Raw genomic sequence first — 26,893 nt, 5'->3', positions numbered from 1 at the left:
AATGCTCGCCGAAACCCAGGGCGCTCTGCAAGACGCTTCCTTCGAAATGTCCCGAGCACAAATGGAATTGTGGCTCGCGGATGGTTTCCGGGCTCGCGCGCTACCCGGGCAGGCGCATTATCTGGAGTTACGCGGCGAGCTGGACGCGGACCTGTTCGACGCCGCCTCGCACCGGGCGTTCGAGGAGTTCGGGGTGGGCCGCCTGCGGATCGGCCTGCGCGACGGGCGGCCCTGCCAGTGGATGGCGGGCGATATCGGCGGCGGTCTGGAGCGGGTGGACTGCACCGGCGAGCCGGATCCGCGGGCGGCCGCACTGGAATGGATGGAGCGGCGGCACCGGGTCGCCATCGACCTGGTGGACGCGCCGTTGTGGGCGGCGGCGCTGCTGCGGGTCGGGGCGGAGCATCACATCTGGTACGCGCAGATGCATCACGTCGCCATCGACGGCTACGGCGGGCTGAGCCTGATCGTCCGGATCGGCGAGTGGTACGAGGCGCTGCTGCGCGGCGCCGAACCGGCGGCGTTCCGGGGCCTGTCGCCCGCGGCCATCCAGGCGGCGGACGCCGAGTACCGGGAATCTGAGCGCTTCACCGCGGACCGGGAGTACTGGCGGGAACGGTTTACGGGCTGGACCGCGCCGGGCGCGGTGGCGCATCGCATCCGGCGCGCGGGCGAGTCCGAGCCGATGGCCCTGCGCGCGGCCGGCGCGCTGACCGCCGGGCAGTGGAACGCGCTGGCGGCCTTGGCCGCCGAGTGCGCGGCCAGTCCGGCGCAGGTGCTGGTGGCGGCGATCGGGGCATTTCGGGCAGGCATGGCGGGGGAGCTGGATCCGACCGTGCTGCTGGCGGCTTCGGCGCGCACCACCGCGGCGCTGAAGAAGTCCGGCGGCATGCTGGCGAACGTGCTGCCGATCCGCTTGCGCTGCGCGGGCGGCGTGACGGTGCGCGAACTCGTCGGGGCGGCGGCCCGGGAGACCACGGGCGGGCTGCGGCATCAGCGCTACCGGTTCGAGGACATCCGGCGGGATCTGGGGGTCGGCGCGGATCGGGTGCTCGGGCCCAGCGTGAATTTGATGTTCTTCGATCGGACCAGCCGGTTCGGCTCGGCGGTGGGCGAATATCGCATCCTGTCTTCGGGTTCGGTCGCGGACGTGCATTTCAATCTGTATCGCGCGGGCACCGAGGAAGGACTGTCGGTCGATCTGCTCGGGAACCCGGAGAAGTACGGGCAGGGCGATGTCGATTTGCAGTTGAAACGATTCCTGCAATTCCTCAGCAACTTCATTGCGGCGGGACCGGATACGGCGGTCGGGCGGATCGGGCTGGCCGGGTCGGATACGCGGGCCGGTGCCGGAGCGCGATCGCATGCGGCCGCGGAACGGCCCGGCGCGCTGCTGCCCGAATTGCTCACCGCCGCCGTGCGCCGGGACGCGTCGGCCGTCGCGGTGGTTTCCGGGGATCGGTCGCTGACCTACGGGGAGCTGGACGAGCTGTCGAATCGCCTGGCGCACCGGCTGTCCCGGCGCGGTATCGGCCCGGAGGACGTGGTGGCCGTCGCGTCGCGCCGGAGCGTGGAATGGCTGATCGCAGTGTGGGGCGTGGCCAAATCCGGGGCGGCGTATCTGCCGATCGACCCGGAATATCCGGTGGCGCGTTCGGCGGCCGTGCTCGACGAGGCCGGGGTGCCGTTCGGAATCGTCACCGCCGCAGCGGTTTCCGAGCTACAGGAGCGGCCCGGGCGGGAATGGCTGGTGCTCGACGACCCCGCGGCGGCGCTGGACGGTGAACCCGGTACCGCACTGACCGACGCCGACCGCACCCGTCCGCTGCGCCTGGCGCATCCGGCCTACGTCATCTACACCTCCGGCTCCACCGGAACCCCGAAGGGCGTGCTGATCACGCATACGGGACTGGCGAATCTGCTTGCCGCACAAGCCGAGCGCTTTCCGATACGCCCCGGAGCCCGGGTGCTGTGCGCGACCACGCCCAGCTTCGACGCCTCGCTCTGGGAACTGCTGCTCGCTGCCGCCGGTGGCGCGACCCTGGTCATCGTGCCCGGTGATGCCTACGCGGGCCCGCGCCTGTCCGATCTGATCCGCCGCGAACAGGTCACCCACGCCTTCCTCACCCCGGCCGTGCTGGCGGGCACCGATCCGACCGGATTGCAATGCCTGCAATACCTTTCGACCGGTGGTGAAGCCTGCCCGCCCGCCGTCGCCGAATCCTGGGCGCCCGGGCGCACGCTGGTGAACATCTACGGACCCACCGAGGCCACCATCTTCGCCGAACTCGGCCGCCTGGCCGCCGACACCCCGGTCACCCTCGGCACCGAGGTGCCGGGCGTCCGCTGCCACCTGCTCGACCCGTGGCTGCGCCCGGTGCCCGACGGCGTGACCGGGGAGCTGTACCTGAGCGGTCCGGCGCTGGCGCGCGGGTATCTGGGCCGCCCGGCGCTCACCGCCGCCCGCTTCGTCGCCGACCCGTTCGGGACGCCGGGGCGAAGGCTCTACCGCACCGGCGATCTCGCCGTCCGCGATGCCGCCGGGGAGCTGGAATTCCGGGGGCGCGCCGACTCCCAGGTCAAGATTCGCGGCCTGCGCATCGAACTGGGTGAGATCGAGGCGGTATTGGCCGAGTATCCCGGCATCGCCCAGGTGGTGGTGATCGTCCGTGACGACGGGCCGGGGCAGCGGCTGGTCGCCTACGCCGTGCCCGAACCCAATACGCTGCTGTCGGTGCGGGAGCTGGAAGAAGCTGCCGCGCAGCGGCTTCCGGTATACATGCGCCCGGTGATCCTGCTGCTGGACCGGCTGCCGGTCACCGTCAACGGCAAGGTGGATCGCGCGGCGCTGCCCGCGCCGGTGCTGACGGCCGCCGTGCACCGCGCCCCCGAGACCGCGGCGGAGCGGGCGGTGGCCGCGGCCTTCGCGCAGGTGCTCGGGCGGGAACCGGAACTGCTCGGCCTGGACGACGACTTCTTCGCCCTGGGCGGGGATTCGCTGAGCGCGGCCCTGGTGGTGGCGCGGGTGGCCGCCGAGCTCGAGGTGCGCGCCGAAGTCCGGGATCTGTTCGAGGCCAGCACGGTCGCCGGGCTGGCGGCGCGGGTGGGGGCGTGCGGGCTGCTGGCGGAACGGCTGCGGCCGGAACCACGACGGCGGCCCGAGCGGATGCCGTTGTCCGGTGCGCAACAACGGCTTTGGATGCTCAACCGGATGGAGCCGGAGTCGCCGGCCTACAACATGCTGCTCGGCCTGCGGCTACGCGGTGAGCTCGACCGGACCGCCATGACCGCGGCGCTCACCGATGTGGTGGGACGGCACGAATCGTTGCGCACGGCCTTCCCGGATGTGGACGGTGCGGCGTGCCAGCGGATTTCGCCGACCGATGCGGTGATCACCGGCCTCGCGCCGGAAACGGCGGGTGCGGGCGAAATCGACGGGGTACTGCGGGAATTCGGGTCGATCGGCTTCGATCTCGCGGCCGCGCCGCCCTTGCGGGTGCGGCTGTTCGAAGTGACCGATGCGGAAGGAGCCGTGGCGCATCAGCTACTGGCGGTGCTGGTGCATCACGCCATCGCCGACGGTTTCTCCCTCGCGCCGTTCGCACGGGACCTGGCGACCGCCTACGCCGCGCGGGTGCGCAGCGCGGTGCCGGATTGGCAGCCGCTGCCGGTGCAGTACGCCGACTACACGCTGTGGCAGCACGAACTGCTCGGCGCGGGCGATGACCCGGATTCACTGCTGTCGCAAGAACTTTCGTACTGGACCGAGCGCTTGGCCGGGCTGCCCGTCGAATCGGCGCTGCCGCCGCACCGCCCACGCCCCGCCACGCGCACGCGTGCGGCCGAACGGGTGACGCTGACCGTCCCCGACCAGACCGCCCGCCGCCTGCGCGAAGTCGCCCGGCGGCAGGGCGCGACCCTGTTCATGGTCCTGCACGCCGGTCTCGCCACCGTGCTGGCCCGGCTGTCCGGCGGCCGCGATATCGCCCTCGGCACCCCCGTGGCCGGGCGCGGCGACGCCCGGCTGGACGACCTGATCGGTATGTTCGTCAACACCCTGGTGCTGCGCGTGACACTCGATGCGGCGGAATCGTTCACCGAACTCCTGGCCCGCGTCCGCGATATCGACCTGGCCGCGTTCGCACACGACGAAGCCCCCTTCGACCGCGTCGTCGAACACCTCGACCCGCCCCGCTCACCCGCCCGCCACCCGCTCTTCCAGGTCATGCTGTCTCTACGCAACCTGGCCCGCGCCGAATTCGAACTACCCGGCCTCCGCGTGGAGCCCGTGGAACTACCCCTCCCGGTGGCCAAGTTCGACCTCGAATTCACCTTCGCCGAAACCGAACCCGGCCTCACAGCGACCCTCGACTACGCCACGGATCTCTTCGACCGACCCCAGATCGAAGCACTGACCGAACGCATCCTGCTGGTCCTGGACCGAGTCGCCCGACAGCCCGAAACCCCGGTCGGCGAGGTCGACGTGCTCACGCTCGACGAACACCGCCTGCTCCGCCAATGGAACGAAACCAGCCAAGCCGTCCCGGTCACCCTCCCGCAGTTACTGACCCGAGCCGCCGCCTACGACCCCGACCTGGCAGCCGTAGTCGGGGAGCACACCACCCTGACCTACCGCGACCTCGCCGCCCAAGCGAACAGTCTGGCCCGCAACCTGATTCGCGCGGGTGTCGGCCCCGAAGACGTAGTGGTCGTAGGCCTCCCGCGCTCAGTCGAATGGGTGATCGCCGTATGCGCCGTAGCCCACGCCGGCGCCGCCTTCCTCCCCGTGGACCCCAACACCCCCGCCGACCGCATCACCGACATGCTCGCCGATTCCGGTGCCGCACTCGGCATCACCACCGCCCACTGGCACCCGCACCTACCCGACGTCACCGGCGGCTGGCTCCAAGTCCCCACCCACCCCACGACCGATCCCAGTGCCCGCACTGCCGTCGATCGCGACGCCCGGCCGATCGCCGATGCGGAGCGGACCCGCCCCCTGCGGCTCGCGCACCCCGCCTATGTCATCTACACGTCGGGTTCCACCGGTATCCCCAAGGGTGTCACCATCACCCACGCCGGTCTGGCGAATCTGCTGGTTACCCAGGCTCAACGGTGCGACGCCGAGCCTGGTTCCAGGGTGCTGGCCGTTTCCGCCCCGGGGTTCGACGCCTCCATCTGGGAACTCCTGCTCGCCCTCGGTGGCGGTGCGACCCTGGTCATTGCCCCGCCCACCGCTTATGCGGGGCCGGAACTCCAGGATCTGCTGATCCGCGAACGCGTCACCCATGCCATGCTCACCCCGCGTGTGCTGGCCACCCTGCCCGATCCGGATCAGCTCCCGGATCTGCGGCTGCTTGCCAGCGGCGGTGAATCCTGTCCGCCGGACCTGGCGGGAATCTGGTCGCCTGACCGCTGTTTCGTCAATATCTACGGGCCCACCGAAGCCACCGTCTGCGCTACCACGAGCTTGCCCGCCCAGCCTGCGACCTTGCACGCCATCGTCCCGATCGGCGGTCCGGTGGTCGGGACTCGCTGCTATGTCCTCGACGACCGCCTGCGCCCGGTCCCGCCCGGCGTCCTCGGCGAGGTCTACGTGGCTGGCCCCGGCCTGGCGCGCGGTTACCACCGCCGCCCGGGCCTCACCGGCACTCGCTTCCTCCCCGATCCCTTCGACGCCCCCGGCCGGCGCATGTACCGCACCGGCGACCTCGGCACCTGGCGCGCGGACGGCGAACTGGAATACCACGGCCGCACCGACTTCCAGGTGAAGGTTCGTGGCGTACGCATAGAACTCGCCGAGATCGAAGCGGCCATGACGGCCCTCCCCGAGGTAGCCGACGCGCTCGTCATCCTCCGCGACCATCCGGCGCAGCCGGAGAGTGCGGCTGCTGTGGACGGGAAATCGAGTTCGATCGGGACGGTGACACCTGTTGCGGCCGAGGCTGCGGGAGACGGCGTGGAGCCGGGGCTCGCCGCGTATGTGGTGCCTGTGCCGGGGCGGCGGGTGGATGTGCGGGCCCTGCGGGCCGCTGTTGCGCGGCGGCTGCCGGCGCAGTACCTGCCGGATTCGATCACGGTGCTGGAGCGGTTTCCGCTCACTGCGACCGGCAAGATCGATCGGGGGGCGTTGCCCGCGCCCGAACGCGTGCGGGTGGGTTACCGGGCGCCGGGGAATGCGCTGGAGGCGGCGGTTGCGCGGGTGTTCGGGCAGGTTTTGGGGGTCGAGCAGGTGGGGGCGGATGACGACTTTTTCGCGTTGGGCGGGCATTCGCTGAGTGTGACGCGGGTGGTTGCGCGGCTGCGGGCCGAGTTGGCGGAGGGGGCGGGGTTGCCCGCCGTGGAGGTGCGGCTGCGGGATGTGTTCGAGCAGCCGACCGTGAGTGGGCTGGCGGAGTATCTGGCCGCGGCGGAGTCGCGGGCGGGGCGGCGGCCGGTGCGGGTGACGGGCGGGGAAACGGTGGAGCGGCCGCCGTTGTCCTTCGCGCAGCAAGGGCTTTGGGTGCTGGATCGCTCGGGAACGGCTGCGGCGTATCACATTCTGCTGGCGGTGCGCTTGACCGGAGCGCTGGAGCCGGAAGTGCTGTCGGCGGCCGTCATCGATGTGCTGGAGCGGCACGAAGCGTTGCGCACGTACTTTCCGGAGCACGACGGGGTGCCGTATCAGGCGGTGGCTCCGGCGGACAGCGTGCACTGGGATGTGCGGCTGGTGCAGGAGGGCCGACTGGAGGAATCGCTCACCGAGTTCGAGAGCGCGCCCTTCGATCTGTCGGCCGCGCCGCCGGTTCGGTTGCGGCTCTGCGAGGTCGGCGAGTCGGAGTGGGTGCTCGCGGTGGTGGTGCACCACGTGAACGCGGACGGGGTCTCGCTGGGTGTGCTCACTCGCGACCTGGCCGCGGCGTACACCGCGCGGATCACCGGCACCGCTCCGGCCTGGCCGGAGCTGTCCACGCGATACACCGAATACGCGGTGCGCCAGCACGAACGGCTGGGTTCCATGACGGATCCCGGTTCCGCGCAGAATCGGGAACTGGCGCACTGGATCCGGGTGCTCGCGAACCTGCCCGCCGAGCTGCCGATCCGCTTCGACCGGCCGCGCCCGGCGGTCGCCCGGCATCGCGGCGCGACGGTGGAAGCCGCACTGCCGCAAGACATCACGACCGCACTGCACGACCTGGCCGGGCAGCACCGATCCACGCTCTTCATGGTGCTGCACTCCGCGCTCGCGGTCCTGCTGGCCAGGCTGGCGCGCACCGGTGACGTCGTCATCGGCACGCCGACGGCGGGGCGGGACGAACCGGGGCTCGAGGACCTGGTGGGCATGTTCGTGAACACGGTCGCCCTGCGCACCCCGGTCGCCGCCGAGCGCTCGTTCACCGAACTGCTGGAACGGGTCCGCGAGATCGACGTGGAAGCGTTCGCGCACGCGCAGGTCCCGTTCGAGCGGATCGTCGACGCGCTCGGCGCACCGCGCTCGGCCAATCGGCATCCGGTGTTCCAGGTGGTGCTCGGCTACCGGAATTTCGGCCCGGCCGCACTGGAACTGCCCGGCGTCACCGTCGAGCCGGTCCGCCGCACCGCCGCCACCGTGCGTTTCGACCTCGAATTCGATATCGCCGACACCGATTCCGGTCTGGCGCTGGCCCTGCACTACGACGTCGAACTGTTCCACGCGAGCACCGCGCAGGCGCTGCTGGAACGCCTGGCGCGCGTGCTGACGCAGGTCGCCGCCGACCCGTCGCGCCCGGTCGGGGCGCTGGAGCTGCTCGCGCCCGGGGAACGCCGGACCGTGCTGGAGACCTGGAATCGCACCGGGAACACCCCGCCGCTGCGCCTGCCGGATCTCTTCGCGCGCGCCGCCGAACGGGCGCCCGCCGCGCCCGCCCTGGTGTCCGGCACCCGCACGGTGACCTATGGCGAGCTCGACGAGCGCTCGAACCGGCTGGCGCACTGGCTGATCCGCAGCGGCGTCGGTCCCGAACAGGTGGTGGCGGTGGCCATGCGCCGGGGCATCGACTGGGCGGTCGCCGTCTGGGCGGTGGCCAAGACCGGTGCGGCCTACCTGCCTATCGATCCGGGCCTGCCGGCCGAACGCATCGCCGGTATGCGGGCGGACGCGGACGCCGTCATCGGCCTGACCAACACCGAATCCGGCCTGGCGCAGTCGGATTGGCTGGTCGTTGATGCACTGGACCTGCGCACCGAGCTGGCGCACGCGCCGTGCACGCCCGTCGCCGATGCCGAACGCACCGGGCGACTACGACTATCGAGCACCGCCTATCTCATCTACACCTCCGGTTCCACCGGCACCCCCAAGGCTGTCGCGGTCACCCACGCGGGCCTGGCCAACCTGGTCGCCACGCAGCTGGAAAACTGTGTACCGCAGCGTGATTCACGCATTCTGCTCTCGGCCTCGCCCAGCTTCGACGCCTCCCTATGGGAATTGCTGATGGCGGCCGCCGCCTCGGCCACCGCGGTGGTCGCGGCCCCGGACGTCTACGCCGGCCCCGAACTATCGGATCTGCTACGCCGCGAACGCATTACGCACGCCTTCCTCACCCCAGCTGTGCTGTCCAGCCTCGACCCGGCCGACCGCACCGACCTGCGCGTCCTGGTCACCGGCGGCGAAGTGGTGCCGCCCGCCCTGGCCGAGCGTTGGTCCGCCCCCGACCGCAGGCTCCTCATCGGTTACGGCCCGACCGAAACCACGGTCATCTCCCATCTCAGCCTCCCGTTCCGCCCGGGCCATCCCCTCACCATCGGCACTCCCGCGACCGGCGTCCGCTGCTATGTCCTCGACGATCGCCTGTCCCCGGTCCCGCCCGGCATCCCCGGCGAGCTCTATATCGCGGGCCCCGGCGTGGCCCGCGGCTATCACGGCCGCCCCGCCCTCACCGCCACCCGCTTCCTCCCGGACCCGCATGCGCCCGCCCCCGCCCGCATGTACCGCACCGGCGACCTGGTCCGGCATCGTCCCGGCGGTGCCCTGGAGTTCTTGGGCCGCACCGACTCCCAGGTCAAGATGCGCGGCCTGCGTATCGAACTCGGCGAGATCGAGGCGGCGCTGTCGGTGCTGCCCGGCATCGCCCAGGCGGTCGCGGTGCTGCGGGCGGATGCCGCCGGTGACGCCCGCATCATCGCCTACCTGGTACCGGCCGCCGGAACCCGTTCCGCCGCACCGGATATCGCCCGCATCCGGGCCGCGGTCGCGCGCAAGCTCCCGGATTACATGGTCCCCGCCGCGTTCATGGTCTGTGAACGCCTGCCGCTCACCGGAAACGGCAAGGTCGACCGCGCCGCGCTCCCCGAACCGCAGGTGACCGGCCAGCCGTTCCGCGCGCCGGGCACCGAATCGGAACGCCTGGTGGCGGGCGTGTTCGCCGAAGTGCTCGAAGTCGAGCGGGTCGGCGCGGACGACGACTTCTTCCAGCTCGGCGGCAATTCCCTGAGCGCGACCCGGGTGGCCGCCCGCTTGAGCGCGGCGGCGGGCAGCCGGGTCCCGGTACGCGAAGTCTTCGATGCCCCAACGGTTTCCGAACTAGCCTTCCGCCTGGCCGCGGGCACCCGCTCGGCCGGTGCGCGGCCCCGGCTGACCGCACGCCCACGCCCCGCAGAGATCCCGCTGTCATTCGCGCAACAGCGGCTCTGGCTGCTCAACCGCTTGGACCCGGATTCATCCGCCTACAACATCCCGCTCGTCCTGCGTCTCACCGGCGAGATCGATATCGCCGCGATGGAAGCCGCCCTGCACCAGCTGCTCGTCCGGCACGAGGCGCTCCGTACCTATTACCCGGAGTCGGGCGGGATCGGCCGCCAAGTGGTGCTGCCCGCCGCTGATCCGACCCTGCTCGAAGTCCAAGTGGTGGATGCCGAACGAGCCCCCGCGCGGCTCGCGGAGTTCTGTGGCGCGCCGTTCGACCTGACCGCGGGTGCGCCGGTGCGGGCGGGGCTGTTCGCGCTGGGGACGACTGTGGATGAATCGCGGGAGTGGCTGCTGGCCCTGGTGATTCACCATGCCAATGCGGACGGCTATTCGCTCGCGCCGCTGGCACGCGACTTCGCGGAGGCATACGGCGCGGCCCGGAGCGGCGAAGCCTGGCGGCGGCCCGCGCTGCCGGTGCAGTACGCGGACTATGCGATCTGGCAGCGGGAGGTGCTGGGCTCGGCATCGGATCCCTCGTCCGAGCTGAGCCGGCAGATCGCCTACTGGGTCGGAGCGCTCGCCAATTCCCCGGCGGAACTGGGCCTGCCCCTGGATCGCCCGCGCCCGGCGGTGGCTTCGCATCGGGGCGCGGCGGTTTCGGCGGCGGTTTCCGAGCTGACCGTGCGGCGTCTGCGCGAGGTGGCGCGGGAAGAAGACGCTTCACTGTTCATGGCCCTGCACGCGGGACTGGCGGTACTGCTGGCCGCCTGGAGCGGGAACACCGACGTCACCGTGGGCACGCCGGTGGCGGGCCGGGGCGAGGCGGCACTGGACGAACTGGTGGGGATGTTCGTGAACACCCTCGCCCTGCGGGTGGAAGTGCGGGCGGCGGAACGCTTCTCCGGCCTGCTCACCCGGGTGCGCGATGCCGATCTGGCCGCCTTCACCCACGCCGATTTGCCGTTCGAGCAGGTGGTGGAGGCCATCGATCCGCCGCGCTCGCGCGCCCGGCATCCGCTGTTCCAGGTGCTGCTGGCCTTCCAGAATCTGGACGCGATCGATGTCGACCTGCCGGGGCTGCGGGTGGAACCGGTGCGGCTGCCCTCCGACACCTCGCGCTTCGACCTCGAATTCATCATCACGCCGCGCGATTCCGGACTGTCGGTGACGGTGCAGTACGCCACCGAACTGTTCGACCGCGGCACCATCGCGAGGCTGCTGGATCGCTACGTCCGGGCATTGGACGGCCTCGCCGCCGCACCCGAGGCTCCGATCGCCCGCCTGTCCATGCTGTCGGATTCGGAATACGTCCGCATAGTGCGGGACTGGAACGACACCGGCGGCGCGGACACCGAACTCCGCCTGCCCGACCTGCTGGCCGATGCCGTCCGCCGCGCGCCCACCACCGAGGCCGTGCGCTGCGGCGACTACGCCTTCACCTACGCCGAACTCGACGAACAGGCCGTCCGGGTGGCCCGCTGGCTCAATGCCACCGGCATCGGGCCGGAAGATGTGGTGGCACTGGGCATGTCACGCTCCCTGCCCTGGGTGGTGGCCTGCTGGGGCGTGGCGCGCTCGGGCGCGGCCTGCCTGCCGGTCGACCCGGCGTTCCCGCCCGCCCGCATCGCCGAACTGATCGCCGGCACCGGCGCCCAGGTGATCGTCACCACCGCCGCCGAATACCCGGCCTTCGCCGCCCTGCCCGATATCGAAGTCCTGGTGCTCGGCGACGACGGCACCAGCGTCCTGCCGACCCTCCGCGAATCGGACGCCCGGTCGCTGTGCGATCCGGTGCTGCGGGGCAGCGCAGCGGTGGGGCCGGATCCGCGGCGCGCGGCGACTTCCGGTGCGGGTGTGCTGCAGGTCGCGGAACAGCGTCCGGCGAGTGCGCGGGCGTCCGGCGGTCACGCTGTGGAGCACTTCGGCGGGTCACGAGCAGCCAACGCGGCCTACGTGATTCACACTTCCGGTTCCACCGGTACGCCCAAGGCGGTGGTGGTCACGCATGCCGGGCTGGCGAATATGGTGGCAGCGCAGGTCCGGCACATCGGCGCGACGTCCGAATCGCGCATATTGTGCGTGGCCGCACCGACTTTCGACGTATCGATGTGGGAATTGGCGCTGGCGGCAAGCTCGGCGGCAGCCCTTGTAGTCGCACCGCCCGAGGCGTACGCGGGCCCGGCATTGACGGATCTGCTGCGCCGCGAACGGATTACGCACGCCTTCGTGACGCCCGCCGTATTGGCCGGAACCGAAGCCGTGGAACTGCCCGAGCTGCGGGTGGTGATCACCGGCGGCGAGTCCTGCCCGCCGGCGGTGGCGGCCAGCTGGGGGCGGGACCGGAAGCTGGTGAACGCCTACGGGCCGACCGAGGCGACCATCATCACGCATATGAGCGGACCCCTCGACGGCGGGCAGCCGGTCACCATCGGCGGACCGGCCGTGGGCGTGCGCGGATACGTGCTGGACGCGTGCCTGCGACCGGTTCCCATCGGTGTGGTGGGCGAATTGTATTTGGGCGGTCTGGGTTTGGCGCGCGGCTACCTCGGCCGCCCCGCGACGACAGCGGGCCGGTTCGTCGCGGATCCGTTCGGCGCCCGTGGTGAAAGGCTATATCGCACCGGCGATCTGGTGTCGTGGACGCACACCGGGGAACTGAGCTACCGGGGACGCACGGACTTCCAGGTCAAGGTGCGCGGCGTGCGCGTCGAACTGGGGGAGATCGAGGCCGCCGTGGCCGCCGCGCCCGGCGTCGCCCATGCCGTCGCCGTGCGTTCCGCGACCGCGAGCGGAGTCGCGCTGGTCGCGTACGTGGTGCCGGAACCCGGCCGGGCCATCGATCCGGATGCGGTGACGGTGGCCGCGGCGCAACGACTTCCGGACTATCTGATCCCCGCCATCGTGGTGCTGGAGCGCCTCCCGATGCTGGTGAACGGCAAGGTCGATCGCGCCGCGCTGCCCGCCCCGCAACCGGTACGGCGGCGCTACCGCCCGCCCGTGACCCCTGCCGAACATCGGGTCGCGGCGGTGTTCGCCGAGATCCTCCAGGTCGGCCGGGTGGGACGCGATGACGACTTCTTCGCCCTCGGCGGCAATTCCCTGAGCGCGGCCCGGGTGATGTCGCGACTCGGCGGCGTGGCCCTGCGCGAGTTGTTCGAGACGCCGACGGTGGCGGGGCTGGCGGAGCGCATCGAGAACGCCGCGCCCGCGATGCCCGGCGAATCCTTCGACGTGATCCTGCCGCTGCGCACCGGCGTCGCGGACACCCTGTTCTGCATCCACCCCGGCGGCGGGATGGCCTGGCCGTACGCGGGCCTGCTCACCCACCTGCCCCCCGAGGTCGCGCTGTACGGCATCCAGGATCCGTGGGTGGTCCGTGCCGAAAAGCCCTGCGCCACCGTGGGCGAATACGCGGCCCGCTACGTGGCGGAGATCCGCCGGCTGCAACCGGCCGGACCGTACCGGCTGCTGGGCTGGTCGCTCGGCGGCCGCATCGCCCACGAGATCGCCCTGCGCCTCCAGGCCGCCGGCGACGAGATCGCGCTGCTCGCCCTCATGGACTCCGCCGCCGCCGACGGCGCCGAGGCCACCGAGCCGGACGACGAAACCGATTCCGCGGCTTGGCAGGAACTGCGCGCCCTCATCGACCCCGCCGATTTCCCGCCCGACCTGGTCGAACGCGCCACCGCCGCGCTCACCCGCCCGGTGCCCGGCGTCCCGGGCGGCGTCTTCGAAGGCGATCTGCTGCACTTCACCGCCATCCGCGAGACCGCGCCGGCACGCTGCCCGGCCGACAGCTGGACCGGCCACATCACCGGCAAGGTCATCGACATCCCGATCGACGCCACGCATATCGGGATGGCCCAACCGGATCCGATCGCCCGGATCGGCGCGGAGCTGACCAGCCGGTGGCAGCGGTGAGCACCGCCCACCTACCCAAGGCGATCCGGGTCGTGGGCGCGCGCGTCCACAATCTGCGCAATATCGATGTGGACGTGCCGCTCTGGTCCTGGGTCGCCATTACCGGCCTGTCCGGTTCCGGCAAGTCCTCGCTGGCCATGAACGTCCTGTACGCCGAGGGCTATCAGCGTTTCCTCGACGGCCTGTCCACCTATACCCGCCGCCGGATCGCCCAGACCGAACGCCCGGACGTGGATCGCATCGACTATCTGCCCGCCACCCTGGCCTTGAAACAGCGCCCGCCGATCCCGGGCCGCCGCAGCACCGTCGGCACCATGACCGAGGTCTACAACGTGCTCCGGCTGATGGTCTCCCGGCTCGGATCACACGTGTGCCCCAACGGTTTCCGGCTGCCGCCCATGCTGGACGTGGCCATGAAGGGCTATGTGGACCTGCCCGAATGCGGCGGCCGCTTCGAACTGCCGGGCGCGGAATCCTTCGCCTTCGACAGTTTCGGGGCGTGCCCGCGCTGCGGCGGGCTGGGCACGGTGGAGGAGATCGACGACGCGGCATTGATCCCGGATCCGGACCTGAGCATCGCCGAGGGCGCGGTGGCGTCCTGGAAGCTGCCGCTGCGCGATTTCCAGCCGCAGATCGCCGCCCAGCTGGGGGTGCGCATCGATGTGCCGTACCGGGAGCTGACCGCGTCGGAACGCGAGATCGTGCTCGACGGACCGCCCGAGAAACGGTTCGTCGTCGTCACCACCAAATCCGGGCGCGCCGCCGAACTCAACGCCACCTACGAGAATGCCCGTGCGGCCGTGCGGCATTCGCTCGAGAACAGCGCCAGCCAGACCTCCCGGGACCGGCTGAGCAGGTTCTTCACCCTGCACACCTGCCCGGAATGCCACGGCACCCGGCTGCGGCCCGAAGCGCTGACCAGCCTGCTCGACGGCCGCGACATCGCGGTCATCAGCGCGCTCACCCTGGCCGAATTGCGTTCCTGGGCACCGGGTCTGCCGGATCGCCTGCCCGCCGAACTGCACGATCTGGCCGCACGTTTGAGCGCCGAATTCGTGCGGGCGCTGGAACCGCTGCTGGTGCTCGGGCTCGGTTATCTCACCCTGGACCGGGCGGGCGAGTCGCTGTCCACCGGTGAGCGGCAGCGCATTCAGCTCACCGCCACCTTGCAGGCGCGCTCCACCGGCATGCTCTACGTGCTCGACGAGCCGTCCATCGGCCTGCATCCGGCCAATGTGGAAGGACTGCGCGGGGTGATTCGCGCCCTGGTCGACAATGGCAATTCGGTGGTCATGGTGGATCACGACGTGGAATTGCTGCGCTGGGCCGACCAGCTCATCGAAATGGGTCCGGGCGCGGGCCGGGCCGGCGGCACGGTGGTGGCGCAGGGCGATGTGGCGGATCTGGAGAACGACCCCAATTCGGTGACGGGGCCGTATCTTTCCGGCCGCGCCGACCCGCGCGCCCGCACCGCGCTGCCGGTGCGCGAGTCGGATCCGGGGATCGAGGTGACCGTCGGCGAGTGGTACACGCTGCACGAGGTGACCGCGCGTATCCCGGTGGCGCGGCTGACCCTGATCACCGGAGTCTCGGGTTCGGGGAAGACCAGTCTCGTGCTGGACAGCCTGGTTCCGGCCCTGACCGCGCAGCTGGCGGGGGAGCGTTTGCCGCAGCACGTCCGCGCGCTGGCCACCGGCGGTATTCAGCGGGTGGTCACCGTGGATTCCACCCCCATCGGCAATAACAGCCGCTCCACCCCGGCCACCTATTCGGGCGCGTTCGACGGCATCCGCGCCCTGTTCGCCGCCACTCCCGAAGCGCGGCAACGGCATTGGAGCGCCGGGCGGTTCTCCTACAACGTCAAGGGCGGACAGTGCCCCACCTGCGCGGGCCTCGGCGAGGTCGCCCTGGACGTGCAGTTCCTGCCGGATATGGTGCTGACCTGCCCGACCTGCGACGGCAAGCGCTACAACCCGGAGACCCTGGAGATCCGCGTGGACGGGCTGACCATCGCCGAGGTGCTGGACCTGACGGTCGCCGACGCCGCCGAACGCTTCGCGGGCACGCCCCGGATCGGCGCGCCGCTGCAAGCCCTGCGCGAGGTCGGGCTCGGCTATCTGTGCCTGGGCGAGCCGACCCCGTCGCTGTCCGGCGGCGAGGCGCAGCGCATGCGGCTGGCCGGGGGCTTGCGTTCCAGCCAGCGGCACACGCTCTACGTCTTCGACGAGCCCACCACCGGCCTGCATCCCGAGGATGTGCGCACACTGCTCGGGGTGTTCGACCGGCTGTTGCGCGCGGGCGCGACCATCGTCGCCATCGACCACGATCTGGACATGATCGCCAATGCCGACCATGTCATCGATATGGGCCCGGGCGGCGGCCCGGAGGGCGGGCGCGTCGTGGCGACCGGCACGCCCCGCGACATCGCCGCCGCACCGGACAGCCTCACCGGCCGCTACCTCCGGCCGCTCACAGTCCCGGCACGCTGACGAACACCTGGGCGACGCTGTCCTGCCGGAAGAAGGTGTCCTGCGGCGGATTCCGGTATGCGTTCAGATTGGAATCGGGCAGCCAGGTGTAGTCGGCGAGCCGCAGCGACAGCGGTCCGGCGGGCACCACCAGTTCCATTTCGACGCCATCCTTACCCGGGGCGAAGAACCGGAAGCTTTGGGCCGGAGGCGTTTCGATCCGGCGATCGGCTACCCGCAGGCGCTGCGGAACCGTGCTCCAGAACAGGTCGATGCGGGTCGCGCCACGGGTGGAACGCAGCCGCAGTTTCACCGTGCGCAGCCCGGAATCGGTTTTGTCCGAAATGATTTCGGCGACCGGCGCGGAAAGCGCCTGCGCCGGTGCGGGTCCGCTTGCCACGGCCTTCTTCCACAGCTCGGCATAGGGTCCCTCGGGCTGGGCGTCGCTCACGAACTCGCGCGTGTACGGGTCGGGCGCGAGCGTGGAGAGCCAGCGCGCCTCCTTCCGGTCCGCGTCCAGCACGTACACCAATTGTGAAGTGCGCGGATGGTTGTCGTCGGTGCGATCCACCGCCAGGCCTGCCCCGGTCAACGCCAGCACGACGACCAGTGCGGTCACCGGAATCGTCCAGCCCCGGCGCTGCGGCCAGGCGTGCGTGAGGGTGAGCAGCAGCAGCCCGCCCAGCAGCACGATCAGCGGCGCGGCCAGGAACGGGGCGGCCGTCAGCCCGGCCTGGGTGGTGGTCCACGCATTCCCGCCGACGAATACCGCCGCGGGCAGCAGGAAAGCCGTGAGCACCGCCAGTCGCCAGCGCTCCGGCGTCAGGAAGGTCACCGCGACGCCGACGGCCGCCGCGGCGGCGGGCACCACCACGATTTCGGAGGCCGCCGGGGCGAGCGCCGCCGCCAGTATGCCGATGCTCACCGCCGCGCACAGCATGCCGACGCCGGCGGCGGTGGCCCCGAATATCCTGCGCGCCAGCGCATACCAGCCGAGCAGGGCGGCGGCGGCCAGGATCAGCACCGCCGCCTGGAAGCAGCCCGGCCGATACGGGTCCACCGGCATGGCGGCGTAGGCGGGCCGGATCTGCTGCACCAGCAGCCACCAGCCCCAGGTCAGCCCGACCGCGACCGGTACCGCCAGCACCGCCGTCACGGCCGCGCCGATCACCCGCCACACCCCGGTCTCGCCGGAGCGCTTCACCTGCCACACCACCCACGCCGCCGCGAGCACGCCGAGTACCGCGCAGGCGATCATCACCCACAGCGGCACCACCACCAGCAGCCCGAACGGCAGTGCGAAATACGCGGCATCGGAATCGTCGGCGGCATCGGCGGCCAGGTCGCGTTCCCCGAACTCCTTGACCTGCGCCAGGGTGTTGTCGCCCAGCTGCTGCAGGGTCGCCAGATTCACGTGCTCCGGATCGTCGAGGCGATTGTGGTAGTAGGCGCTCTTACCGGCGAAAGCCCAGTCCAGCACTCGTAATCCGTGCGGTTCGAAGGCGGCGAAGTCGGTATTGCTGGAGGTCTGGGTGCCGGCCAGCGCGGTGGTCAGCGAATCGGTGTTCGGATGCGGCGTCGTATTCGACACGGCCCGCACCAGCGCCCCATCGGGTTTCGCGAGGCGCCACAGCAGCGGCGGCCCGCCCGCACCCCGCGCCTCGTGATTGATGATCACGCCATTGCGGTCGTAACCGCCGGCGGCGGCGAAGGCTTCGGCGCCGAACAGGCCGGGCTCCTCGCCGTCGGTCAGCAGCACCACCAGGTCGTTGCGCAATGCGGTCTCGCCGGAACGCAGCGCCCGCACCGCCTCCAGAATGGCGGCCACCCCGGCGCCGTCGTCATTGGCGCCCGGCGCGGACGGCACCGAATCGTAGTGTGCGACAAGGTAGACGGTGCCGGTCGGCGCGGTGCCGCGCACGGTGCCGACGATGTTCTCGATCCGGCCGCCGCCGTGCACACCCTCGCCGAACGCCCGGGGCCACAGTCCGACCCCGGCGCGAATCTCGGTGCTCAGCCCTAGTTTCCGGAGCTCGCCCGCGAGATGGTCACGCACCCGGTCGTGTTCGGCGGTGCCGACCGGATGCGCCTTGCGCGCGATCGCCTCGATCACCGTGTGCGCCCGTGCCGCGCTGAACTCCTCGGCGGGCGCCGCGGCATCGCGATAACCGTGCGGTTCCATGTTCCAGGCCGTCGCCACCGCGACGACGAGCAGAAGAGCGAAAGCCAGCAAACCGGAAATCCCGCGACCCACCCGCATCCCTCGATACTAGGCAGGCCGCACCGGATTCCGGCGTGCCTCAGGCCTGCCGGGTCGGCAGCACGATGACCTGACGCAGGTTGACGTGCGCGGGACGGCTGGTGGTGTAGGCGATCAAGTCGGCTATATCACTCGCGCTCAAGGCATCCAGGGCCTCGAACATGCCGTCCAGTTGCCCGCTCAGTTCCGGATTGTCGATGTGCGAACCGAGTTCGGTATCGGTCAGTCCCGGTTCGAGATTGGTGACCCGCACCCGGCGCGGGCCGAGTTCGGTGCGCAGCGTCGCCGACAGCTGGGTGATGGCGGCCTGGGTCGCGCCGTACACCGAATAGGACGGGAACGGCAGGTGCGCGCCGATCGAGGAGATGTTCACCAGGTCGGCGGTGCGGCCCGCGTCGGCGGCTGCCAGCAGATCCGGGACGAAGGCGCGGATCACCCGCAACCGGCCCGCGACATTGGTGTCCAGCATGCGCAGCCACTCGTCCTCGCGCCCGTCCACGATGGGATTGGGCAGCATGACACCGGCCGAGTTCACCACCAGATCGGCCGCGCCGAAAACGTCGTGCACCCGCTCGGCGGCGGCGCTCACGCTCGCGCTGTCGGTGACGTCCACCGGAACCGCCAGCGCCACACCGCCATCGGCCTCGATCTTGGCGGCCAGGGTGCCGAGCCGGTCGGCGCGGCGGGCCAGCAGCGCCACCCGCGCCCCATTGGCGGCCAGCAGCCGCGCGGTCGCCTCGCCCATACCGCTGGCGGCTCCCGCGATGACGGCGGTGCGGCCGGTCAGGTTCTCGTAGCTCATCGGATTCTCCTTCGCTCTGCGCTTGTGCTGGTACTCATCCTGTGGCGGCGGCAAGCGGGCAGCGAGGGTTCCGGGTTTCCTGGGTCCGGCAGTACCAGGATGGATCTCTACCCTGGAAACCATGCAGTCCGATCTAGGTGATTTTCTGCGTTCCCGGCGCGCTCTCATCCAGCCGGGAGAGGCTGGGCTGCGGGAGTACGGGCGGCGGCGGGTGCCGGGGTTGCGGCGGGAGGAAGTGGCGCAGCTGGCCGGGGTCAGTGTCGATTACTACATCCGGCTGGAGCAGGGGCGGGGGCCGCACGTATCGGATTCTGTGCTGGATGCCGTCGCACGGGCGCTGCGGCTCACCGATCCGGAGCGTGCGCATCTGTATGCGCTGGCTCGGCCGGGTGCCGTGGCTCCGGCGCGCACCGCCGGGGTTTACGCCGATGCGTTGCGGCCGGGCGCGCGGCTGGTGCTGGATGCGCTGAGCGCGCCCGCGTTCGTGCTCGGGCGGCGGATGGATGTGCTGGCCTGGAATGAGCTGGGCGACTTGGTGTCCGGATTCTCGAGTGTGCCCGCCGAAGAGCGCAATCAGGCTCGGTATCTGTTCTTGAATCCGCGGGCGAGCGAGTTCTATCCGGAGTGGGAGACGGTGGCCGAGGAGACCGCCGCGTTCCTGCGCCGCGATGCCGGACTGCATCCGGGCGATCCCAAGCTGGCGGAGATGATCGACGAATTGTCCCGGCGGAGCGAGGATTTCCGGCGCATCTGGCAGGGGCATCCGGTCAAGGAGAAGACCTACGGGGTCAAGCGGATCAACCATCCGAGCGCGGGGGCGCTGGAGCTCGGTTACGAGACCCTGGCGCTGCCGGGCGATCCGGATCAGCTGCTGGTCGTGTACACCGCGCCGCCCGGTTCCGCGTCCGCGCTGGCTCTCGCGGAACTGGCTCGGCAACTGCCGGCGGGCATGAGATAACGACCGGTCTCAACGCAATTCCAGGCTGGTATAAACCGGCCATTTTCCCAGCTCAGGGTGTATACCGGCGGTATGACGCAGGTGGGAGACGACGCGACGATCGAGACGCCCGGCACCATGCCGGTCGCGGCCGGGCGGTCGGTGGAGTTCTGGGGATATCTCCTGTGGGGCGCGGCCGGAATCGCCATCGCCGCACCGGAACTGGCCTCGGTGTTCGGGCTGGCGAGCTGGCCCACCATTTCCGATACCATCGGGCATCTGCAGACCGAGCACGCCTGGGTGCGGCTGCTGGTGGTGTTCGTGATCGTGGTCATCGGCTATTACGCGGTGCCGCAGTTGCTCTTCCATCCCGAACCCCAACCGCAGGTGGTGGCGGGGCATCCGGTCACCGCGGGCGGGCGCGTCACCCGGTCCGACAGCCCGATCACGCTGCTGGGCGCGGGGTATCTGCTGACCGCGGCGGCCACCTACGTCTTCGGCATCGGCTTCGCGGCGGCCGACCGCGGGCTGGATCCGGACTCCTACCTCGGCCCGTACGTGCTGTACGGGCTCATCGCGCTGATGTGGGTGGTGGTGCCCAGCATCCTGGCCATGTTCTTCGGCAAGGACGTACCGTTCCCGACCCTGTTCCGCACCATCTACTTCCTGGAACGCCGCGCGCATTTCATCGCGGCGATCCTGCTGGGCCTCTTGGTGATCCTGCTGATCCATCTCGCCTTCTACCCGTGGCCCCGGGTGGTCACCTGATCAGTGCGGGCCGGACGCGAGTTCCACGGCGGCCACCGGGCTGGTGCTGATCTCGGGGGCGTCGGGACGGACCGCGGCTTCCACACCGGGACGGCCGTTCTCGACCACATAGCTGGCCCGGGTGCGAATGGGCGCGCCCGGCCGGTGCACGTACGGCATGACGCGGAAGTCGCTGCGGCACAGGTCGTGATCGAGTTCCACCCGGACGTAGCCGCGCTGTTCGTTGAAGAACTTCATATCCGGATTGGCGGCCAGCAGGGTGCGGCCGGTCTCGGACATGTCCGCGCCGTCGCCGCCGCTGCTGATCGAGGTGCCGGTGAATTCGGCCGCCACCACCGGTGATTCGAGATCGGCGCAATCGCGGCGCAGGTCGGCGGCGTAGTTCTGGTGGCGGTCGCCGGTGATGACCACCAGGTTCCCGGCCCCGCGCGCGGCGGCCGCGCCGAGCAGCGCGCTGCGGTCGGCGACATAGCCGTCCCAGGCATCGGTGCCCAGCAGTTCGCCGGGGCCGGTGTCGTAGTCCGAACGCGCCATCGCGACTTGATTGCCCAGGATCTGCCAGCGCGCGGGCGAGGTGGTCAGCCCGCCCAGCAGCCAATCCCGTTGCCCGGCCCCGAGAATGGTGCGATCCGGATCGAATCGCGCAGCACAGCCGTACACCTGGTTGCCGTCCCCGCAGGCCTGCGGCGTCCGGTACTGACGGGTGTCGAGCATGGTGATCTCGGCCAGATTCCCGAAGCCGTAGCGCCGGTGCAACAGCATGTCCGGCCCGTGCGGCATTTGCGCGATCCGCACCGGCTGATGCTCGTACCAGGCCTGGAACGCGGCGGCCCGGCGCTTGCGGAACAGCGGGCGCAGATTGTTGATATCGAAACTGGGCCCGTTGAAGTCACCGGCCCAGTTGTCGTGCACCTCGTGATCGTCCATGGTGACCAGCCACGGGAACGCGGCGTGCGCGGCCCGCAGCGGCCGTTCGTGTTTGGCCTGCGCGTACCGCAGCCGGTACCCGCGCAGATCCACCGCCTCGCCGGTGAGATCCGGCGTGGTCTCGCCCTGCCGGCCGCGCACCCACGGGCTCTCGTAGATGTAATCGCCCAGGTGCACCACCAGATCCAGGTCCTCATCGGCCATATGGTCGTAGGCGGTGAAGTACCCGTACGTCCAGGACTGGCAGGAGGCGAAGGCGAAACGCATGCGCGCGGCGGGGCTGCCGGCGCGCGGCGCGGTCCGTGTCCGTCCGACCGGGGAGATGGCCTGACCGGCCTTGAAACGGTAGTAGTACCAGGTATCCGGCTCCAGCCCGCCGACCTCCGGATGCACACTGTGTCCGAGCGCGTGGGTGGCCACCGCGCTGCCGCGGGTCACCACCTGCCGGAACCGATCGTCCCGCGCCACCTCGTAATCCACCGTCACCGGGGCCATGGGCATCCCGCCCAGCCCTTCCGGATCGAGCGGATCCGGGGCCAGCCGGGTCCACAACACCACCCCGTCCGGGGTCGGATCTCCCGACGCCACGCCGAGGGTGAACGGATCGCCGCTCACCCAGTGCGGGGCCCGGAACCTCGCGCTGCCCACCGCCGCGGTGCCCGCGAGCACCACCGCCGATCCGGCAACGCCACGCCGCAACAACTCTCGCCGTGACAAGGCCATACGCAACGGTAGGAATGCTGATCGTGTGCGGGAGTGAACGCCGGGCGCGTCCCGGACGAACACCCCATAACACTTCGGATGCGCAGATGTCCGAATTCCCTTGTGTTTGCCCGCCGTTCACCTGCGGGCGGTCCGGCCCGCCGGGCGTTCACCGCGCCGCGTCATTCTCGTACTCTGGAGTCACCACCGAACTACCGCCCCGGAGTCGTGACATGGTCGAGGTGGAGCTGGATCTGTATTCGGCGCGGCCGAATCCCGCCTGGCGGCTCGATCCCGTTGCCGCCCAGGATGTACTGGCCTGCATCGCGGCCGCCCCGCCGCTGGTCGACGGCCGATTGCAGCGCAATCTCGGATATCGCGGGCTGGTGGTGTACCTGCCGGACGGCCGGGTGGCGCGGATTCAGCGCGGCACCATCGAGGTGTCGCGGGGCAATCACCTCAGCTGCCGCGCCGATCTGGGCCGCGCGCTGGAACGGCGGCTGCTGGCCACCGGGCGCCCGGAGATCGGGGCGCGCGAATACGCCATCGCGGCCGCCGCGCTGCGGGGGTGAGCCGGTTACAGCGCCCGCTCGAGCGCGGTCATGGCCGCATCGGCGGCCGGCGCCAGGCGGCCCGGGTCCGGGAGCGCGGCCGCGCAGGCGGTGAAACCGAAGTGCAGGCGGCCGGCGTAGGACAGCACGGTGATGTTCAGGGCCTGGCCCGCCATCGGAATCGAGGCCGGATACCACTCCTCGAGCTGGGCGCCGTGATGGAACAGATCCGCTTGCGGCCCCGGCACATTCGAGATCACCACATTGAACATGGGCGGGACGCGATGGCCCAGCCCGGTGACGGCCGCCGTGGTGACCGGGGCCATGAACAGGGTCGTATAGGGCAGGATGGCCGAGCGCGGCAACCGGCTCATATGCCGTTTGGCGGCGGCCGTCGAGGCCACGATGGCCCGGTAGCGCGCCGCCGGATCCGCGATCTCGGTGGCGAGCGTGGCCAGCCCGAAGCTCAGCGCATTGCCGCCGGTGCCGTCACTGTCGCTGGGCTGGAAGGAGATCGGCATGGCGGCGACCAGCGGTGCGCCGGGCAGCTTGCCGAGCTCGCCCAGATATTCGCGCAGCGCGCCCGCGCAGACCGCCAGGACCACATCGTTGACGGTACCGCCGGCCCGCGCCGCCAGGGCCTGCGCGCGCGGCAGCGCCACGCTGCAGGTGACCACGCCGCGTTCGCTGGTGATCGCGCCGTTCAGGATCGAGTCCGGCGCTGAAAACGGCTTCACCAGCGCCTTTTCCGCGAAACCGGGCAGGTACACGCGGTTGATCGCGGCCAGCAGCGCGAGCGGGGACGTCACCTGGGCGCGCACCGCGTCGAGCATCCCGCCGCCGCGCGCCGCCGGTTTCCCGCCCGAAGCGCGCCGCCGCGCCTGCGCCCACATGGGTGCGAGGAAACTGCGCTGCGGCCGATCCGCCATGGTCCGCCCGGCCAGCTTGACCAGCGACACCCCGTCCGCCAGCGAGTGATGCACCTTCATGAAGGCCGCCACCCGCCCGTCCCCGGCCCCGTCGATCACATGGATCTCCCACATCGGTTTGGCCCGATCCATACGCTCACCGTGCAGCCGGGACACCAACTCCCGCAGCGCATCCCGGCCGCCCGCTGTCCGGTGGTAGCGCACATGCTGCTCGGCGTCGATGCGTTCCACCACATCCCAGTGCGGCACCACCCGGCCGAGCAGTCCGGTATTGGGTTTCTTGTGGAAGGGCGCGGCGGGCGTCGCATAGCCGCGGTACGCCTCGGTCAGCCGCTCGCCGAACCCGCTGTCCGGGGCGCGGTACACCACCAGCCCGCCGACATGGGTCAGCGTGCTGTCGGATTCGGTGGCCAGGAACGACCAATCCAGGGGGTTCATGTGCAGGGTCGGCACGACGGCGTCCTTCGGCCAGCTCGCGGCATGCGAGGCGGGTGGTGCGGCGACCACACTGTCGTCCGGCTATTTGATACATAGAGCTCCATGTGTATCAAACTATGCTGCTGCCGTCCAGCGGGCGGTGGCCCACTCGAATCGCCCCCGATCGCGAACGAGGGCCGGACACCGCGTGGTGTCCGGCCCTCGGGTGGTGCTCGGCGTTACTCCGGAATCGCCTGGGTCAGTGCGACATTGACCCAGCTCGGGGCCGCCGGGTCGAGGCGGAGCCGCTGGGGCTTCAGGCCGGAGTCGTAGAGGAAGGGCATGGGCGGCAATCCCTTCGGGAAGTTGCTCGCGTACACATCGATGCGCAGCCGGTGGCCCGGTTGCAGTACCGCTTCGATGGGGGTCAGCGCGATATCGAGGGTGACCGGGACGCCCGGTTCGGTCCGCTCCCGCCGATCGAGATCGAGGTAGTAGGCGGGGGCGGTGTAGTCGCCGTTCGCCGAGGTCTTGCTGTTGGCCTCGTCGATCTGCCGCATCGAGGACACCAGCTGGCCGGTGGAGATCTCGCGCGAACTGCCGTCCGGTGCGACATCGTTGACCGTCGCGACCCAGTAGCCGTCGGCGGCGTCGTGGACCACGTTCAGGTGCGCGTTGATGGGACCGGTCAGAGTTGTCGCCTCGGCCACCGGATTGCTGGTGAAGGACAGGCCGTCGTTCTCCCACACTCGCGAATCATTGCCGCAGGCTTCGATGATGGAGGTCACGCCGGCGGTGATCCGGGCCATGTCGCGGCCGCACAGGCTGAGCAGGCCGGGCGCGACGGTCAGATCGTTCACCGCCGCCTGGCGCGGCGACGCGGACAGACCGCCGTCGTACCTGGAATTAGCGGTGCCGGAAGGAATGTCGTCGAGGTACATGCGCCGGTAGGTCGCCTCGGTGCGCGGGAACTCCGGTACGTCGGTCCAGCCGCCGCCCTGCTGTTCGACGACCATCGGGCTGTATTTCTCGATGCCGTTGTCGATACCGCGCAACCAGTGGTCGAACCAGGCCCGCTGCAGCACGTCCAGGCGCGGCGGCATGCCCGCGTGCCCGAAGCCCGCCACCCCGGTGCCGAGGTGATAGCCGTCGCCCATGATCAGCTTCTTCTGTTCGCGCGGCAGCGGGATGCCGTCGAAAGTGGCGGTGGGCGTGCTGCCGAAGATGTCGAACCACGCGCCCACCATGAAGGTCGGCACCTGGATGCGGCTCACATCGGTCTTCAGGCCGCGCCGGAAATACGAACTCGGGTCGACCAGCTGGCGGGTGTTCGCGGTCAGCTGGTCGGGGCTCAATGCGGTGTAGCCGTTGATCACCATGTCCACCAGGGTCAGCGGGTTGGCGATGCGGTCCTTCAGCCACTGCAATTGCTGTGCGGGATCGAACTTTCCGACCAGCAGCGAGGTGATGTCGGGAATCATCTTGAGCGCGTTGACGCCCAGCAGCCACGGCACCAGGAAGCCGACGCCGACCGCGCCGCCGCTGCCGGCGATGTCGTTGAAGATGTCCGCGCTGCCCTCGTAGGCGAACACCGCCTTCAAGCCCGGGGGCTTACGATCCGTGGCCTCCAGCGCGGCGATCGCGGTGAAGGAGATGCCCATGGTGCCGACATTGCCGTCGCTCCAGGGTTGCCGGGTGATCCAATCGATCACCTCGGCGATGTCCTGCTTCTCCCGGTCGCCGAAGACCTGCCAGGCGCCCTCGGACGTGCCGGTGCCGCGCAGATCGACCTGCACCAGGGTGTATCCGGCGTCGGCGAGCGCCCAGTCCTGTACCGCCGCTTCGATGGCGCCGGAGTCGGCCTGCCGGGTGAGATCGAACAGGCCGTCCAGGCCGACGCCGGGCAGGTTCAGCGAGCCGATCCAATTCTCCAGCGGCTGTTTGATGCCCAGCCCGTCGGCGGCGTACAGCACCGCCTGACCCGCCAGCATCGCCACCTTGCCGTAACCCTGCATCTGCAGGATGACCGGTCGCTGACCGCCGGCCATCCGGCCGTCCTGCGCCGGGTGGATGATGTCGGCCTTCAGCACCGCGCCGTCGCTCATGGTGATCGGCACGGCCAGATCGGGGGCGATGCCGTGGTAGGGCTGCGGCCCGTCCACCGCGGCCGTCCAGGCGGAAGCCAGTGCGCCGCCGTCGATTCCGGTGAACTCCCCGCCCGGCTCACCGGCCGCCGACGGCGTCAGGAACGGCACGCACGCCAGTACGGCCGCCGCCGCCACCAGACCCTTCACGGCGAACTGTCGCGTCCGCCACTGCGATGTCATCGCTGTGTCCCACCTCTCATCATCGGTACCGCCAGATTGTTGCTACCGGTGAGTAAGTAAGACTCGTTCCTGGGCGACATCGTTTTACCCCTGGGCGACAAGCAGGGCGTCCGCAGTGCCGGAATTCGAGCTTGCTGCACGACTTTTCCCAGCTCGAACTTGTGAAATTGTCGATTGCTTGTCTCAGACGATCATGGCTGGCTACGATCCGAACTCGGCTGGAAATGACACGAACTTGGCG

Annotated in this window: 10 protein-coding genes; 5 read left to right on the top strand and 5 right to left on the bottom strand. The window is 70.4% G+C overall.

Features of this window, described 5'->3' with window-relative positions; all coding sequences use genetic code 11:
- Nucleotide 1 precedes the first annotated feature (1 nt).
- Both NY1_RS14345 and NY1_RS14340 read left to right on the top strand, forming a co-directional pair.
- Nucleotides 2–13,564 (top strand): non-ribosomal peptide synthetase, encoded by a 13,563-nt coding sequence (locus NY1_RS14345; protein WP_084534964.1) that lies wholly within the window; start codon nt 2–4, stop codon nt 13,562–13,564.
- Complete coding sequence (locus tag NY1_RS14340; RefSeq protein WP_067712514.1) at nt 13,561–16,053, top strand: excinuclease ABC subunit UvrA; 2,493 nt, start codon at nt 13,561–13,563, stop codon at nt 16,051–16,053. Before NY1_RS14345 ends, NY1_RS14340 begins: the two co-directional genes overlap by 4 nt.
- Here the strand turns inward: NY1_RS14340 and NY1_RS14335 are convergent.
- Nucleotides 16,034–18,292: a M20/M25/M40 family metallo-hydrolase gene (locus tag NY1_RS14335; RefSeq protein WP_067712356.1), complete on the bottom strand. Its 2,259-nt coding sequence runs from the start codon at nt 18,290–18,292 to the stop codon at nt 16,034–16,036. The genes NY1_RS14340 and NY1_RS14335 overlap by 20 nt on opposite strands.
- A 40-nt stretch (nt 18,293–18,332) precedes the next feature.
- Nucleotides 18,333–19,094 carry an SDR family oxidoreductase gene (locus NY1_RS14330; RefSeq protein ID WP_067712354.1) on the bottom strand — a complete coding sequence of 254 codons (762 nt, stop codon included), beginning with the start codon at nt 19,092–19,094 and terminating at the stop codon, nt 18,333–18,335.
- Nucleotides 19,095–19,215: 121 nt separating this feature from the next.
- On the opposite strand from NY1_RS14330, the gene NY1_RS14325 reads away from it, so the two are divergent.
- Nucleotides 19,216–20,052 (top strand): helix-turn-helix transcriptional regulator, encoded by an 837-nt coding sequence (locus NY1_RS14325; RefSeq protein ID WP_067712351.1) that lies wholly within the window; start codon nt 19,216–19,218, stop codon nt 20,050–20,052.
- 72 nt (nt 20,053–20,124) lie between these two features.
- The gene (locus NY1_RS14320) at nt 20,125–20,799 is read left to right on the top strand and encodes a hypothetical protein (protein ID WP_157762231.1); all 675 of its coding nucleotides are present in this window, start codon (nt 20,125–20,127) and stop codon (nt 20,797–20,799) included.
- Here NY1_RS14320 and NY1_RS14315 read toward each other — a convergent pair whose 3' ends face one another.
- Nucleotides 20,800–22,449 (bottom strand): alkaline phosphatase D family protein, encoded by a 1,650-nt coding sequence (locus NY1_RS14315; RefSeq protein ID WP_067712347.1) that lies wholly within the window; start codon nt 22,447–22,449, stop codon nt 20,800–20,802.
- 212 nt (nt 22,450–22,661) lie between these two features.
- Between NY1_RS14315 and NY1_RS14310 the strand changes: the two genes are divergently transcribed.
- A complete protein-coding gene (locus NY1_RS14310; RefSeq protein WP_067712344.1) occupies nt 22,662–23,000 on the top strand; it encodes a hypothetical protein in 339 nt (112 codons plus the stop codon).
- A gap of 5 nt (nt 23,001–23,005) precedes the next feature.
- On the opposite strand, the gene NY1_RS14305 is transcribed toward NY1_RS14310, so the two are convergent.
- Nucleotides 23,006–24,415 (bottom strand): wax ester/triacylglycerol synthase family O-acyltransferase, encoded by a 1,410-nt coding sequence (locus NY1_RS14305; protein ID WP_084534963.1) that lies wholly within the window; start codon nt 24,413–24,415, stop codon nt 23,006–23,008.
- Between the two features lie 149 nt (nt 24,416–24,564).
- Entirely contained in the window at nt 24,565–26,652 is a 2,088-nt protein-coding gene (locus NY1_RS14300) for a CocE/NonD family hydrolase (RefSeq protein WP_157762230.1), read from the bottom strand.
- Nucleotides 26,653–26,893 lie beyond the last annotated feature (241 nt).

The organism is Nocardia yamanashiensis NBRC 100130 (assembly GCF_001613325.1).
GTDB classification, from domain to species: Bacteria; Actinomycetota; Actinomycetes; order Mycobacteriales; family Mycobacteriaceae; genus Nocardia; species Nocardia yamanashiensis.
Note: the sequence above shows the minus strand (reverse complement) of the source record. Positions and strands in the feature narration are given on the sequence as shown.

What these genes read in the sequence shown, in the direction of transcription:
- NY1_RS14345 (WP_084534964.1), top strand. Translation starts at nt 2, where the DNA reads ATGCTCGCCGAAACCCAGGGCGCTCTGCAAGACGCTTCCTTCGAAATG.
- NY1_RS14335 (WP_067712356.1), bottom strand. Translation starts at nt 18,292, where the DNA reads ATGCGGGTGGGTCGCGGGATTTCCGGTTTGCTGGCTTTCGCTCTTCTG.
- NY1_RS14330 (WP_067712354.1), bottom strand. Translation starts at nt 19,094, where the DNA reads ATGAGCTACGAGAACCTGACCGGCCGCACCGCCGTCATCGCGGGAGCC.
- NY1_RS14325 (WP_067712351.1), top strand. Translation starts at nt 19,216, where the DNA reads ATGCAGTCCGATCTAGGTGATTTTCTGCGTTCCCGGCGCGCTCTCATC.
- NY1_RS14320 (WP_157762231.1), top strand. Translation starts at nt 20,125, where the DNA reads ATGACGCAGGTGGGAGACGACGCGACGATCGAGACGCCCGGCACCATG.
- NY1_RS14315 (WP_067712347.1), bottom strand. Translation starts at nt 22,449, where the DNA reads ATGGCCTTGTCACGGCGAGAGTTGTTGCGGCGTGGCGTTGCCGGATCG.
- NY1_RS14310 (WP_067712344.1), top strand. Translation starts at nt 22,662, where the DNA reads ATGGTCGAGGTGGAGCTGGATCTGTATTCGGCGCGGCCGAATCCCGCC.
- NY1_RS14300 (WP_157762230.1), bottom strand. Translation starts at nt 26,652, where the DNA reads ATGACATCGCAGTGGCGGACGCGACAGTTCGCCGTGAAGGGTCTGGTG.